Source organism: Streptomyces aureocirculatus (assembly GCF_000720475.1).
GTDB classification, from domain to species: domain Bacteria; phylum Actinomycetota; class Actinomycetes; order Streptomycetales; family Streptomycetaceae; genus Streptomyces; species Streptomyces aureocirculatus.
Genome location: NZ_JOAP01000001.1, coordinates 101733 through 114943, shown reverse-complemented (window position 1 = coordinate 114943; position 13211 = coordinate 101733). Strand labels below are relative to the sequence as shown.

The 13211-nt window shown below is 73.2% G+C and carries 13 protein-coding genes; 3 read left to right on the top strand and 10 right to left on the bottom strand.

Annotated features, from left to right (window positions below; translation table 11 throughout):
- Positions 1-120: 120 nt before the first annotated feature.
- Positions 121-1092 (bottom strand): LLM class F420-dependent oxidoreductase, encoded by a 972-nt coding sequence (locus IG78_RS0100525; protein WP_030558853.1) that lies wholly within the window; start codon positions 1090-1092, stop codon positions 121-123.
- 156 nt (positions 1093-1248) lie between these two features.
- Between IG78_RS0100525 and IG78_RS0100520 the strand changes: the two genes are divergently transcribed.
- Positions 1249-2016, top strand: coding sequence for an alpha/beta fold hydrolase (locus IG78_RS0100520; RefSeq protein ID WP_030558851.1), 768 nt, complete (start codon positions 1249-1251; stop codon positions 2014-2016).
- Positions 2017-2062: 46 nt separating this feature from the next.
- On the opposite strand, the gene IG78_RS0100515 is transcribed toward IG78_RS0100520, so the two are convergent.
- From IG78_RS0100515 to IG78_RS0100475, 8 genes are all read right to left on the bottom strand, one after another.
- Positions 2063-2329 (bottom strand): DUF4235 domain-containing protein, encoded by a 267-nt coding sequence (locus tag IG78_RS0100515; protein ID WP_030558850.1) that lies wholly within the window; start codon positions 2327-2329, stop codon positions 2063-2065.
- A 113-nt stretch (positions 2330-2442) separates the two neighbouring features.
- On the bottom strand, positions 2443-2715 hold the full coding sequence (locus IG78_RS0100510) for a hypothetical protein (protein WP_051852241.1): 273 nt from the start codon (positions 2713-2715) through the stop codon (positions 2443-2445).
- Between the two features lie 84 nt (positions 2716-2799).
- Positions 2800-4149 carry a TRAP transporter large permease subunit gene (locus IG78_RS0100505; RefSeq protein WP_030558847.1) on the bottom strand — a complete coding sequence of 450 codons (1350 nt, stop codon included), beginning with the start codon at positions 4147-4149 and terminating at the stop codon, positions 2800-2802.
- Positions 4146-5540, bottom strand: a complete 1395-nt coding sequence (locus tag IG78_RS50875) for a class II aldolase/adducin family protein (protein WP_225881882.1) — start codon at positions 5538-5540, stop codon at positions 4146-4148. The genes IG78_RS0100505 and IG78_RS50875 overlap by 4 nt, the downstream gene beginning before the upstream one ends.
- Entirely contained in the window at positions 5537-6970 is a 1434-nt protein-coding gene (otnK, locus tag IG78_RS0100490) for a 3-oxo-tetronate kinase (RefSeq protein WP_063760681.1), read from the bottom strand. The genes IG78_RS50875 and otnK overlap by 4 nt, the downstream gene beginning before the upstream one ends.
- Positions 6949-7686: a hypothetical protein gene (locus tag IG78_RS0100485; protein ID WP_225881881.1), complete on the bottom strand. Its 738-nt coding sequence runs from the start codon at positions 7684-7686 to the stop codon at positions 6949-6951. Before IG78_RS0100485 ends, otnK begins: the two co-directional genes overlap by 22 nt.
- A complete protein-coding gene (locus IG78_RS0100480) occupies positions 7683-8474 on the bottom strand; it encodes a hydroxypyruvate isomerase family protein (RefSeq protein WP_030558843.1) in 792 nt (263 codons plus the stop codon). Before IG78_RS0100480 ends, IG78_RS0100485 begins: the two co-directional genes overlap by 4 nt.
- A gap of 740 nt (positions 8475-9214) precedes the next feature.
- On the bottom strand, positions 9215-10222 hold the full coding sequence (locus IG78_RS0100475; protein ID WP_030558842.1) for a phosphoglycerate dehydrogenase: 1008 nt from the start codon (positions 10220-10222) through the stop codon (positions 9215-9217).
- Positions 10223-10337: 115 nt separating this feature from the next.
- On the opposite strand from IG78_RS0100475, the gene IG78_RS0100470 reads away from it, so the two are divergent.
- Positions 10338-11021, top strand: a complete 684-nt coding sequence (locus IG78_RS0100470) for a GntR family transcriptional regulator (protein WP_030558840.1) — start codon at positions 10338-10340, stop codon at positions 11019-11021.
- Between the two features lie 103 nt (positions 11022-11124).
- Here the strand turns inward: IG78_RS0100470 and IG78_RS0100465 are convergent, their stop codons facing one another.
- Positions 11125-11631, bottom strand: coding sequence for a hypothetical protein (locus tag IG78_RS0100465; RefSeq protein WP_051852287.1), 507 nt, complete (start codon positions 11629-11631; stop codon positions 11125-11127).
- Between the two features lie 685 nt (positions 11632-12316).
- On the opposite strand from IG78_RS0100465, the gene IG78_RS0100460 reads away from it, so the two are divergent.
- Entirely contained in the window at positions 12317-13066 is a 750-nt protein-coding gene (locus IG78_RS0100460; RefSeq protein ID WP_078964666.1) for a S1 family peptidase, read from the top strand.
- Positions 13067-13211 lie beyond the last annotated feature (145 nt).

Sequence of the window (13211 nt, the reverse complement as noted above, 5' to 3'; positions counted from 1 at the left end):
CGCGGACGTGATCGGTTCTCGTGCCTTCTTGCGTCCTGCTTGGTTACGTAGCCCCGGGTACCCCGTGCGCGCCGGACAACCACCCCGAGTTGGGATTCGGCGCCGGGAATCAGCCCGGTATCAGCCGAAGGCGTCCCGGAGCGCCGGAAGCAGCGTCTGCGCCGACCACTTCAGGTACGGCTCCTGGGAGTCGCCGCCGACCTGCACCAGCGCCACCTCCGTGAACCCGGCCTCGACGTAGGGCCGTACCGCGGCGACGAAGTCATCGGGGTTGTCCCCGCAGGGGATGGACTCGGCGACGTCGTCGCGCGTCACGAACTGGGTGGCACCGGCGAAGGAGTCCGGGTGCGGCAGCTCCGCGTTCACCTTCCAGCCCCCGGCGAACCAGCGGAACTGGTCGTGCGCCCGCGCGATCGCCGCGTCGCGGTCGGTGTCGAAGCAGATGGGCAACTGCCCCACCCGCGGCTTCCCCGAGCCGCCGTGCCGGTCGAACGCGCTGATCAGCTCCGACTTGGGCTCCGTGGCGATCACCAGGTCGGCGAGGCGCCCCGCCAGCTTGCAGGACCGCTCGCCGGACACCGCGATCCCGATGGGCGGCGGCGCGTCCGGCAGGTCCCACAGTCGTGCCGAATCCACGTCGTAGTGCTTGCCGTGGTGAGTGACGTGACCGCCGTCGAACAGCGCTCGGATGATGCCGACGGCCTCCTCGAACATCTCGTGGCGCACGTCCACGGCAGGCCAGCCGCGGCCCACCACGTGCTCGTTGAGGTTCTCGCCGGAGCCGAGGCCGAGACGGAACCTGCCCTCCGAGAGCAGTTGGAGCGTCGCGGCCTTCTGCGCCACCACCGCGGGGTGGTAGCGGAAGGTCGGGCACGTCACGTACGTCATCAGCGGGATGCGCGAGGTGGCCTGGGCCGCCGCGCCCAGTACGGTCCACGCGTACGGCGAGTGCCCCTGCGAACGCAGCCAGGGGAAGTAGTGGTCGCTCGTCACCGAGAAGTCGAACCCGGCCTCTTCGGCACCGACCACGTGCTGGACGAGCGCTCGCGGCCCGGCCTGCTCAGTCATCATCGTGTATCCGATTTGCACCATGGTGACCGCGTCCCCGCGGTTCATCGGATGAAACAGCGCGTTCCGCCGTTTGCAGCAACGAAGGTACGGCACGCTCCGGGCCGCGTGCGGGGTCCCGCCACCGCCGCCGCGGGGACGCTGCGATGATGCTGCCGACGGCAACGACGGAGGGGACCCATGGGCACATACGTGCAGCTCGGTGACGTGAAGACCTGGTACGACGAGCACGGCGAAGGCGAGCCGCTGGTGCTGATGCACGGCGGACTCGTGGACGCCCGGTTCTTCGAGCCGAACCTCGCACCGCTGGCCGCGCACTTCCACGTCTACACGCCCGAGCGCCGAGGGCACGGTCACACCCCGGACGTCGAGGGGCCGATCACCTATCAGCTCATGGCCGACGACACCGTGGCGTTCCTCGAACAGGTCGTGGGCGAGCCCGCGGACCTGGTCGGGCACAGCGACGGGGCGCTGGTGGCGATGCTGGTTGCCATGCGGCGGCCGGACCTGGTGAAGCGCGTCGTGCTGATCAGCGGTGGCTTCAACAAGGCGGGCGAGGCGGCGCCGGACGCCGAGTGGGACGTCGACGCGATCTTCGAGTTCCTCGGTCCCACGTACGCCGAGGTGTCGCCCGACGGCCTCGAACACTTCAGGGTGGTGGCCACGAAGATCGGTGAGATGGCGGCGCGGGAGCCGGACCTCCAGGCCTCGGAACTGGCCGCCGTGACCCGGCGGACGCTCGTGATGTTCTCCGACGACGACCTGGTGACGATGCGGCACGCCGTGGAGATGTACGAGGCCCTGCCGAACGCCGAACTCGCTGTCGTGCCCGGCACCTCGCACTTCCTCACCCAGGAGAAGCCGGACCTGGTCAACGCCCTCGTCCTGGACTTCCTCAGCACCGACAAGCCGGTCCGGACCATCGCACCCATCCGGCGCGCGGCCTAGGGGGAACGGGGACTCGGCCGACCGGGTGACCCGGTCGGCCGAGCCGTCAGCCGGGCCAGGCGCCAGTCATCCGGCGCGTGGCGACGGCGCCACCGCGGTCGACCGCGGCCTTGACCACGGAGAAGATCGCGCCCTGCAGAGTGGCGGCAAGGAGCACCTCACCCCAGGTCCTGTCCTCGTCCGTGGCGTCGGGCGCGTCCTCGTCGTGCCCCAGCTTCTTCCACGCCTGTTTGAACACCGCCCCGGCCAGCATGCCGCTGACGGCCCCCAGGGCGAGACCGACCGGCTTGTACGCGATCTTCGATGCTTTCATGGGTGACTGCTCCCCAGGGTCTCGAATCGGACTCGGTCCGACACCCGTGTGCCCCAGGTCGATGGCCTCACACACCTGCCGTCACGAGCCCGCCCACACGGCACCCGCCCGGCTCAGTCCCAGACGCTCACGCCGTCCTCCTCCCCGCCGTCCTGGTCGCCGGTGCCCCGGTCCCGTACGTACAGGAGCAGGAACGAGCAGATCCCCGCGGCTCCCGCCACAACGCACACCACCTCGGTGACGTCCGTGCCGAAGAGTTCCATGAGGTGCCGGTCGCCCGCCGCGAGGGCCACTACCTGGCCGGTCACCACGGTGAGTCCGCCGAGCAGGAAGGCGACGAGGAGCACGCGGGTCGCGCCGAGGAGAAACGTACGGACGTGATGCATGAGGCACTCCGTTCTCTGTGCGGCTCTGTACTCGGTGAGGCCCGGTGAGGCCCGGTGAGGTGCTGTACTGCGCCCCCGTCGGGCTCAGCCCGGGACCCACAGCACGCCCACCGCCATCAGGACGCCGAACACATAGGTCGGCAGCAGGTAGTAGAGGGCGACGGGTACGAAGATGCGGGCCGGGTCGATGTCGGCGATGCCGGCGGCCACGTACAGCGGCGCGGCGCCCGGCGGCGAGCAGCCCTCCGACGAGGCCCACACGATGACCGACGCGAAGGCGACATGCGCGGGGATGCCCGCGGCGGTGAGCGCGGCGAAGGCCACGGGGCCGACGGCCGCGAGCGTGGACGTGGTGTTGAGGGGACCCGCGACCACGACAAGGACCAGGCCCACGACGAGCGCGGCCACCAGTGGCGGCACGTCCTGGAGGTCCTCCAGATAGGGCGCGAGCTGGTCGCCGAGGCCGAGCCGGGAGAGGACCTCCGAGGCCGCGAACGCCGACACCATCGTGACGCCCACAAGACCCAGCTTCGGGCCGATCTCGCCCAGGGTCCGCCACCAGTCGGGCCCGCCGCGCGGCAGCGCCCGGCGCTCCACCAGGAGCCCGGCGATCAGCATCACCACCGGCAGCCACACAAGGAGGGGCACGGCGTCCGAGGCGTCGAGACCGCCGAGCCGGTCGGTCGCCCAGTCGCTGGCGGGGCCCGTCGTGAGCAGCACCGGCACCGCGACGGCGGCGAGGACCAGGAGCGAGGTCCAGCCCGCGCCGAAGGAGTCCCGCAGCGGCCGGATGTCCGCCGCCGCCATGGTGCCGACCCCGCGCCACCGCACGATCCCGTACGCGATGGCGAGCCGCATCGCGACCATCCACGCACCGGTGACGAACAGCGTGGCGACGACGTCGCGCGAGGAGAGCACGGGCACCACGGTGGGCGCCGCGAGCAGCACGAAGAACGCGCCGCTGAACGGGAAGGTGGCGCCGACGCCCGCGTTGCCCGAAAGGACGAGCGCGGCCGTCTCGCCGCTGGCGCGGGACCGCTTCATCCAGGGGATGGCCAGCGAGCCGACGGTGGCGACGATGGCCGCGCCGTTGTGCGCGACGGCGCCGAAGAGGCCGGACGCGACCGTAGCCGCGTACGCGGAACCGCCCTTGCGGCGGCCGAGCAGCGAGCTGAGGATGTCGATCATCCGGTGCACCAGGCCGGTACGGGTGAGCAGTTCGCTGACGAAGACGAACGCGAGCGCCGCGAACGTGATCTCCGACTTCAGCCCTTCCACGAGGCTCTCCCAGGCCACGCGCGGCGCGTCCGTGCCCCCGAACGCCGCGCTCGCCAGGAATCCGAGCACCATGGCCTCGCCGATGTTGCGTCTGAACGTCACGTTCCACACGACGATGACCCCGATGAACGCCACCAGGGCGAGGATGGCGTTCACCGGCGTGGGTCTTCGAGTCCGGCCGCACGGTACGCCGCACGCGCGGGAGCGGCGGTCAGGTGCCGCAGGAGCGCGGTGGCGCCGGGGCTGCCCACCGCGTGCGTGCCGAGCGCCACTGACAGCTCGGTGTAGTGCTGGACCTCCTCGGGGAAGGGGCCGACGACCTGGGCGTCCGGCACGAAGCGCAGTTCGCTGAGCTGCTGTACGGCGAGGTCCGCACGCCCGTCCGTCACCGCGAGCGCGGTGAAGCCCTTCTCGACCACGGTGGCACGGGAGTTGACCTCGTCCGCGATGCCGAGCCGGTCGAGCAGGGCGGCGAACGCGACACCGCTCGCACCCGTCCGCGAGTACGCGACCGAGCGCGCGGACGTCAGCGCCCGCACGAGGGCGTCGGTGCTGGAGAGGTCCACGGCGGGCGCTCCCGGGGGTACGGCCACCCCGATGCCCACCCGCGCGAGCGGCCGCAGCGAGGACGCCGCGAGCTCCCCGGCGGCGGCAAGGCGCGTGAGGGCGCCGGACACGCCGACCATGACGTCGGGACGCGCCCCGGACTCCAGGTGCCGCAGCAGCACGTTCGTGGGTTCGTAGACGCCCTCGACGTCGATGCCGGTCGTACTGCTGAATCCCTCGAGGACCACGTCGTCGAGTGCCTTCTTGATGGCGAGGGCGCTGAACAGGGCCACCGGGCGCGGTGGCCGGGGGGCGAGGTCCGCGCGCTGTGCCCCGGTCAGGCGGGCGTGGTCCGTGCCGCGGAGCAGCAGGAAGATCCGCGCCGTCTGCTCCAACTCCTCGACGGCATCGAGGGCCCCGTCCAGACCGGGAGCCGCAACGACCGGGCCGTGGTGCCGGAGCAGCAGCGCCGTGTGGGTACGGGCCTTCTCCGCCACCGCCCCTGCGAGCCGTGTGTCCCCCGGCGCGGCGTACGGGAGCAGCGGGAGGCGGCCGACGCGCATGGCGTAGTAGGCGGTGAGCGCGGGCAGCACGTCGTCCGGGTCGAGGCCGTCGAGACACGACACGGCGGTGGCGTACGGGGAGTGCGTGTGCACGACGGCCCGTGCGTCGGGGCGGGCGCGCAGCACGGCCGCGTGCAGGAAGGCCTCCTTGGACGGTGGCGGCCCGTGCAGATGGGTGCCGTCGGCGCCGATGACGGCCAGGTCGTCCGCCTCGACGGTCGCCAGATCGGCGCCGGTCGGGGTGATGAGGATCGTCCCAGCGCCCGTGCGCAGCGACACGTTGCCGGTACGGCCGTGCACGAGCCCGCGGGCGGCGAGGGCACGAGCGGTGACGACGACGGCGGCGCGCCCGGCCGGGTGGGGCGCGGGGGCGGTCGCGCGTTCCGCGGCGGCCTGGAGGGGGACGGGTGCGGCGGCGGAGGTCGGCATGGCGTTCATGAGCGGGCTCCTTCGGTGCGTCCGTGCGGGGGAGGTGGCGGGGCGGAGGGCGAACGGTCCGGGTGCGGCTCCGGAGCGGCGGGGAAGGGGTCGCGCGACGGCTCCGGAGCGGCGGGGGAGCGGTCCGGGGAGTGCTGCGAGGCGGATGGCGAGCGGTCCGGGGGAGATGCCGATGTGGTGGCCAGGAAGTCGGGGGCGCCGAAGTTCCCGGACTTGAGCAGCAGTGCGATGTCGGGGCCCGACGTGGGGCGGATCCACGGGACGCCGGGCGCGGCGGCTCGGCCGACCCAGCCGCCGGTGACGCCGAGCGCGGCGACCACGGCCCCGGACGTCTCACCGCCTGCCGCGATCAGACGCCGTACGCCGCGCGCCACGAGCCCCGCGGCGATGCGCCCGGTGGCCTCCTCAAGGACGGCGGCGGCGCGTTCGGCGCCCAACTCCCGCTGAATGGCGTGCAGTTCATCCGGCGGCACGGAGGAGTGGAAGACGGGTGCCCCGCGGGGCAGGCCGGGCGGCAGCGCGTCGTACCAGTCGAGGGCGCGCCCGGCGAGGTCGCCCGGGTCGGGGGCGGTGATTGGGTCGAGCCGGTGCACGGGCCGCCCCCGGGCCCGCAGGGCGGCGAGTTGCTCCAGGGTGCGTGCCGAGCAACTGCCGGACAGGACGGCGGCGGGCCAGGCCGCCAGCGGATCGTCCTCGTCGTACGGGCCGTGGGCTCCGCCGCGCACCGTGTGGGCGAGCCCCCCGGCGAGTCCGGCGGCCCCCGCGACCAGGGGGGCTCCGGCGGCGGCCAGGCCGAGGGTGCGCAGATCGCTCTCGTCGAGCGCGTCGGCCAGGAGATGGCGGACACCGCGCGCCGCCGCGTCGTCCACGGCCGCGCGGACGGCGTCGGCGCCCGCGCGTACGGTCTCCCACCGCACCAGGCCGACAGGCCGGTCCGTCTGGGCCCGCAGCAGTTGGGGCAGCGAGGAGTCGGTCATCGGGGTCACCGGGTGGTGCCGCATCGGTGACTCGGCCAACGGCAGGCCGTGCACGAAGAGATGGCCACCGTACTGGGTGCGTCCGTGCCGCGGTGAGCTGGGCGTCAGGAGCACCGTGGGTACGTCCAGGGCGTCGGCGAGGGCGTCGAGTACCGGCCCGATGTTGCCGTCCGCGGTGGAGTCGAAGGTGGAGCAGAACTTGAGGTAGACCTGCCGTACGCCGTGCCCGCGCAGCCTGCGCAGCGCGGCGAGGGAATCCGCGACGGCCCTGGCCGGGGTGGCCATCCGGCTCTTGAGCGCGACGACCACGGCGTCGTGCCCACCGGGCGGCTCCAGGTCCGCGTCCGGCACCCCGAAGTACAGGACGGTCCGCAGACCGCTCTCGCGCAGGGCGAGGGCGACGTCCGTCGCCCCCGTCACATCGTCAGCGATCACTCCGAGCGTTCCGGGCACGGGGCACCTCCTCCGTCCGCCGTAGCTGCTTCTTCCACGGCGGCCCGCAGGGCGCGAGCCGCGGCGTGTGGGCCCGTGTGCACGGGCAGCCCGAGAGCGGCGGACAGCTCGTCGGCCCGTGGGGCGAGGGAGTACTGGGCGAGGAGCACCGCGTCCGCCCCGTCCGCGTCCGGGTGGCCCTCCGGCGTGATCACCCGGCCGATGGCCTCGGTGGGGGAGTGGGCGGACCGCGCCGCGGCACGGAAGCGCTCCAGGGAGTCGTGCACCGCCCCGGCGAACGTGGCGAGGACGAGCACGCGGCGGTGGCCGCCCGCGAGGGCCGCGGCGAAGGCGGCGGAGTCCGCGGCGAGGACCGGGACCGGGGCCTCCGCACCGGTACGAGTCGCCATGGGTCCGTACAGCGAACAGGTCAGCAACACCCCTTGGGCGCCGCCCTCGACGGCATGCGCGATCAGCCGCCGCATCCGGGCGTCGAGCGCGGGGGTGAGCCCCCCGTGAGCGTCGGCATCGGTGAGCAGGGTGTCGTCGAGCAGATTCCAGGGCTCGGCCTCGGGGAACCCCTCGGCGAGCCCGGCCACGGCGGGCCCGATCGCCGCCGGGGTGGCGCTGATCAGCGCTATGCGGTGACGGGCGGGTGTGCGGGCGCCGACGCGGTCGGGGGTTTGGCCGGGGCTGGGGTCGGGGGCGCGGCTGATGCTGGGGTCGGGGGTGCTCATGCCGTCACCTCCGTGACCCAGCCGAGCCCGGCCACGGTGCCGGCGGCGGGCCGGTATTCGCAGCCCACCCAGCCCGCGTACCCGGCCTCGCGCACCGCGTCGAAGACGCGTGGCCAGCGGAGTTCGCCGGTGCCTGGCTCCGTGCGGTCGGGCGGGTCGGCGATCTGCAGATGCAGGGCGTACGGCAGCCAGGCGCCCAGGGTCCTGACGAGGTCCCCCTCGGTGACCTGGGCGTGGTAGAGGTCGAGCAGCAGCCCGGCCCGGTCGCGGCCGACCGCTTCCACGACCGCCGCCGCCCGCGCCTGGGTGCGCAGGAAGTACCCGGGCGCGTCACGCTCGTTCTGCGCTTCGACGACGATCCGTACGCCGGTGCCGTGCGCCTGGTCGGCGGCCCAGGCGAGGTTGGTGACGTAGGTGGCGAAGGCGCGCTCGGCGCTCACGTCCGGGGGCACGATTCCCGCCAGGACGTGCAGGAGCCCCGCGCCGAGTTCGGTCGCGTACGTGAGGCCGCGCTCGATCCCGGTACGGAAGTCCGTGGCCCGCCCCGGGAGGCAGGCGAGGCCCGCACGCTCCGGTGAACCGGGCTCCCCGGCGGGCGAGTTGATGAGCACCTGCCGGAGCCCCGCGGCCCGCAGCAGCCCGCGCAGCCGCGCCGGGGGGTAGGGGTAGGGAGCCGCGTACTCGACCCCGCCGAAGCCCGCGGCGGCCGCCGCGTCGAAGCGCCGCTCGAAGGGCAGCTCCGTGAACAGCCACTTGAGATTGGCCGCGAGGGGAAACCCGCCCGGCACACGAAGGGCGCACGCGGGAACGAGGGACGCTGCGCTGTTCGTGGGCGGTGCGGGGTCGGTGGGCGGCGTGCGGTCCGCAGTCGCCGCGAGCTCGGTGGACGTCGCCCTGTCCGTGGGCGATGCGGAAGCAGTGGGTGGTGGGCTGTCCGTCGGCGGTGCGGGGTCGGTGGGCGGCGTGTTGTGCGCAGTCGCTGCGAGCGGGGTGGGTGGTGCGCTGTGCGCAGCCGCCGCTGGCGCAGTGGAGGGCGAGTTGTCCCTCGGCGGTGCGGGGTCGGTGGGCGGCGTGCGGTCCGCAGTCGCCGCGAGCTCGGTGGACGTCGCCCTGTCCGTGGGCGACGCGGAAGCAGTGGGTGGTGGGCTGTCCGTCGGTGGTGCGGGGTCGGTGGACGTCGCCCTGTCCGTGGGCGACGCGGAAGCAGTGGGTGGTGGGCTGTCCGTCGGTGGTGCGGGGTCGGTGGGCGGCGTGCGGTGCGCAGTCGCTGCGAGCGGGGTGGGTGGTGCGCTGTGCGCAGTCGCCGCTGGCGCAGTGGACGGTGAGTTGTTCCTCGGCGGTGCGGGGTCGGTGGGCGGCGTGCGGTCCGCAGTTGCCACGAGCGCAGCGGGAGGTGAACTGTCCGCGGCCGGTGCGGAAGCAGTGGACGGCGTGCTGTCCGGAGCCGTCCCGGGCTGGGCGGCCGGGTGCGTCGCCGAGGGGGCGGGGCCGCCGGGAGCCCGCCGGGGGGCCCGCCCGGAGGGGGGCATCACCGCACCTCCGCGCGCTCGTCCGCGTACCCCGGATTGACGAGGTGCGCGGGTGGCCGCCCGGACAGGACGTCGATCACCTGGCGGGCGGCCGAGAGGCTGGAGCGGGATCGGGCCTGCGCTGTCGCGCCCGCGATGTGGCCGGTGACCAGCACATTGCCGAACGCTCGTAGCCTGGAGTCCGGCGGCAGGGGCTCGTGCTCGGTCACATCCAGTGCGGCGCCGGCCAGCAGGCGGTCGGCGAGCGCGTCGGCGAGGGCCTCCTCGTCGACGATGCCGCCCCGCGCGGTGTTGATCAGATACGCGCCGCGCCGCATCCGGCGCAGCGCGGCACCGTCGATCAAGTGCCGGGTCGAGACGTCGAGCGCGAGGTGCAGCGTCACGAAGTCGGCCTCGGCGAGCACCTCGTGGAGCGGCAGCGCGACGACCCCGGTCTCCTCCAGGAAGGCGGGGTCCAGGTGGGGGTCGTGCCCCACGACGCGCATGCCGAGGGCCGCGCCGAGACGGGCCACGGTCCGCCCGATCGAGCCGAGCCCGACCACCCCGAGCGTGGCCCCGGCCAACTCCCGCCCGCTGGGCTGCGACCAGCCGCCCGCCCGTACATCGGCGACGCTCTGCGGTATGCCCCGCGCGCAACTCACCATCAGACCGAGGACGTGCTCGGCGACCGACTGCCGGTTGGCGCCGGGCGTGTGAGTGACGGCGATGCCGAGCCGAGTGGCGGCGGCCACGTCCACGTTGTCGTACCCGGCGCCGCACCGGGCGACGACCCGCAGCCCGGGGGAGGCCCGGAGCACCTCGGCGGTGAACGCGTCGGTCCCGGCGACGACGCCCGAGGCACCCGCGCGGGCGACGGCCGCAGGCAGCGCCCCGTCCGTCGTGCCCCGGTCCGCGGGGCGCGCGAAGACCGTACGGAAACCGGCCTCCCGCAGCAGGCGGTCGACCTCGCCGTCAGGTTCGAGATACGCCGTGGTCACGAGCACCACGGACGAGCCGCTGTCATGCATCGGGATCCTCCTTGATCAGTCGCTATACTATAGCGATAAGCAAAATAGTATAGGATTAGGCCGTGATCAAGAGTGCGGGGCGGCTGCGCTAGGGTCGGGCACCGAAGGAGGCATGATGGCTACGACGCGCCCGCCCGCCCGGCAACCCCTGGCCGACAAGATGTACGAGGTACTCCTCGGCCAGTTCATGGACGGTCTGTGGTCGCCGGGGCAGTCCGTGAACATCGGCGCTCTGTCGCGTGAGCTGAATGTCAGCCAGACCCCGCTGCGCGAGGCGCTCGCGCGCCTTGAGCACACGGGACTGGTGCGCAGGGAGGCGCTGAAGGGGTATCGCGTCGCACCGCTCTTCACCGAGCGCGAGCTGATCAAGCTGATGGACGCACGCCTTGTCCTGGAACCTGCGATGGTGCGCGAGGCGGCGCGGCGCACCACGCCCGAGTTCCTCGACGAGCTCAAGGAGAGCATCGAGGAGCTGAAGCGCTGCGCGGCGGCGCCCCGTTCGGCCTCGGTGCGTCCGTACTGGGCCGCCGACGAGCGCTTCCATCTGCGCATCGCCGCCCAGTGCGACAACCCGTTCCTGGAGACCGCCTACCGCTCACTCGGCGGCCATGTCCAGCGCTTCCGCCTCTTCGCCGAACTCGGCGCCTCCGAGGCCGAGTCCCCGGCGCGCGAACACGCCGCCGTTCTGGAGGCGATGGTGACGGGCGACGCGGAGGGCGCCGCGAAGCGGATGCGGCGGCACATCGAGAACGCGAAGGCGCGGGCCCTCACGGACCGCCAGGCGGTACGAGAGGGCTGACGGTTTCCCTGGTCGGCCCGGCCCGGCCCGGCCCGGCTCGGCTCGGCCCGGCTCGGCTCGGCTCGGCCCGCCTCGGCCCGGTCCGCGTACGCGGTCGGCCCGCTCAGTGCGCGCCGGACACCTCGACGGTCTGGTCCCCGTCGGGCACGTCCTTCACCGTCACCGCGTCGTCGGGCACGCCGAGCGCCTGCGCCACGGTGGTGGTGAGCCCGGCGAAGTCAGGGCCCGTGGGCACGGGCACCTCTTCGCCCGCTCCGTAGGCCTCGATCGCCTTGGTGAAGTAGCTCGGGTGCCAGGCGCCGACCGCGCCCCTGACCTCGACGTCGGTCACCGCGCGCGGCCCGACCACGCTCTTGACGCGGTCGAGGATCTCGTCCGAGCGCAGCTCGCCGGGCACTTGGAAGAGACTCGCGTGCGCGCCCACCGCGCCGCCCGAGCGCAACTGGACCGTGACGGTGAGACAGCTCGTGACGCTCGGATAGCGGATGACGCCCCCGGGAGCGGCCTCCTTGACCTGGCCCTCCGTCACCACGGTCTCGGTGGTGGCGGAGGACACCCCGGCGGTGGCGGAGACGGGGCCGGTGGCCGTCGCGGCGTGTGCCGAGGGCATCGGCGTCAGGCAGACCGCCGTCAGACAGGCCGCGGCCAAGAACCCGGACGCCACCGGACGCGACAGGGGTCGGAACGGGCGTCGGGGCAAGGGGAGCTCCTGGATGAGAGTGCTGTGGCTGGGTGACGGCACCGCGGCTGACCCGGCCGCAGGCCGTGACCAGCACTCTATGCCGAGCGCGACGGCCGTACCACTGCACAAGGCCCCCGCCGCGACGGGGGAGCGCGGCGGGGACTTAGTCCCCTGTACCCGTCACCGTACGGGCTAATCCAGGGGGGCCTCGCGACTTTCGAGGCGAACAGGCTTACGGGCGGCGCCCCTTGGCACCGGAAATCCTTCCGTCTGTCGGCACCCGGGCAGGAGAATGAGCTTGAGTATGTGCGCGTCTGCAACTCTACGCGGATAGGCGCAGGCGATGACGGGTGCGGATGTGGAGCGCAGTCATCGCCCGGCCGATCGGCGACGCTGTTGCCGCGACTCCGCTTTCGAGTAGACGCAACGCCGCTTCCCCGTAAAGGGATTGCGGAATTTCGATGCTCAACCTCTTGCGTTGGTCACAGCTCGTCTGCCACATTCGCCCCAGCCAAACTGGCATGCACGCGCCAGGCCACCCGCCTGTCGCGCGCACCGCGGCTGCATACCTATGCGGCTGAGTCCTCATCAAGGACTTTCCATCCCCCACACAATGGAGACGAACGTGCGAATACCCAGACTCGTCCCCGCGCTCGCGGCCACCGCTCTCGCCGTCCTGGGGCTCGCCCCCACCGCGATGGCGCAGGCCTCGCAGCCCGCCCCCGCCCCCGCCGTGGCGAAGGGCACCTCCGCACAGCCGATCATCGGCGGCGGCTACGCCAGCGACGCCCCCTGGGCGGCCCGCCTGTTCTCCAACGGCCGGCAGACGTGTAGTGCCACGATCGTCGCCCCGACGTGGATCCTCACCGCCAAGCACTGCGTGAGCGGCGGCGGCCTCTCGTTCCGCATCGGCAGCCTCGACCAGACCACCGGCGGCACCACCGCCAACGGTGTCAGCATCCACAACCACGCCTCGTCCGACCTGTCCCTCGTCAAGCTCGACCGCTCGGTCTCCGGCACCTACGCACGCCTCGGCCAGCCCGGTTCGGTGCAGGTGGGTCAGTCCGTGCAGGTGTACGGCTGGGGCGCCACCTCCCAGTGCGGCTCGGAGATCAACTGCCAGTCCAGGCTCCTGAAGGTCGCCAACGTCACGGTGACCGGCGGCTGCACCGACGCCTACCGGGGCCAGGCCATCTGCGCCCGCCGGGGCAACGGCATCACCGCGGGCGGTGACTCCGGGGGCCCGATGATGGCGGGCGGTATCCAGGTCGGTGTCGCCTCCACCAGTGACCGCCAGACCACGACCGCGTACACGAACGTGACGGCGTACCGGTCCTGGATCCAGAGCGTCGCGGGCGTCTGATCCCGTACCCCCGTACCCGACTGTCCGTATCGCCTCCGCGCGGGTCGTCGCGCGGAGGCGACACGCGTTCCCCGTCCCCGCGCGTGCGTCCCGACTTCTCTGCCCCCGCGCGTCCTGACCCGCGGGTCTCGCGCCCCCGAACGGC

Excerpts from the sequence above, each read along its gene's own strand:
- IG78_RS0100525 (WP_030558853.1), bottom strand. The coding sequence starts at position 1,092 with ATGGTGCAAATCGGATACACGATGATGACTGAGCAGGCCGGGCCGCGA.
- IG78_RS0100520 (WP_030558851.1), top strand. The coding sequence starts at position 1,249 with ATGGGCACATACGTGCAGCTCGGTGACGTGAAGACCTGGTACGACGAG.
- IG78_RS0100515 (WP_030558850.1), bottom strand. The coding sequence starts at position 2,329 with ATGAAAGCATCGAAGATCGCGTACAAGCCGGTCGGTCTCGCCCTGGGG.
- IG78_RS0100510 (WP_051852241.1), bottom strand. The coding sequence starts at position 2,715 with ATGCATCACGTCCGTACGTTTCTCCTCGGCGCGACCCGCGTGCTCCTC.
- IG78_RS50875 (WP_225881882.1), bottom strand. The coding sequence starts at position 5,540 with ATGAACGCCATGCCGACCTCCGCCGCCGCACCCGTCCCCCTCCAGGCC.
- IG78_RS0100485 (WP_225881881.1), bottom strand. The coding sequence starts at position 7,686 with ATGAGCACCCCCGACCCCAGCATCAGCCGCGCCCCCGACCCCAGCCCC.
- IG78_RS0100475 (WP_030558842.1), bottom strand. The coding sequence starts at position 10,222 with ATGCATGACAGCGGCTCGTCCGTGGTGCTCGTGACCACGGCGTATCTC.
- IG78_RS0100470 (WP_030558840.1), top strand. The coding sequence starts at position 10,338 with ATGGCTACGACGCGCCCGCCCGCCCGGCAACCCCTGGCCGACAAGATG.
- IG78_RS0100465 (WP_051852287.1), bottom strand. The coding sequence starts at position 11,631 with ATGCCCTCGGCACACGCCGCGACGGCCACCGGCCCCGTCTCCGCCACC.
- IG78_RS0100460 (WP_078964666.1), top strand. The coding sequence starts at position 12,317 with ATGGAGACGAACGTGCGAATACCCAGACTCGTCCCCGCGCTCGCGGCC.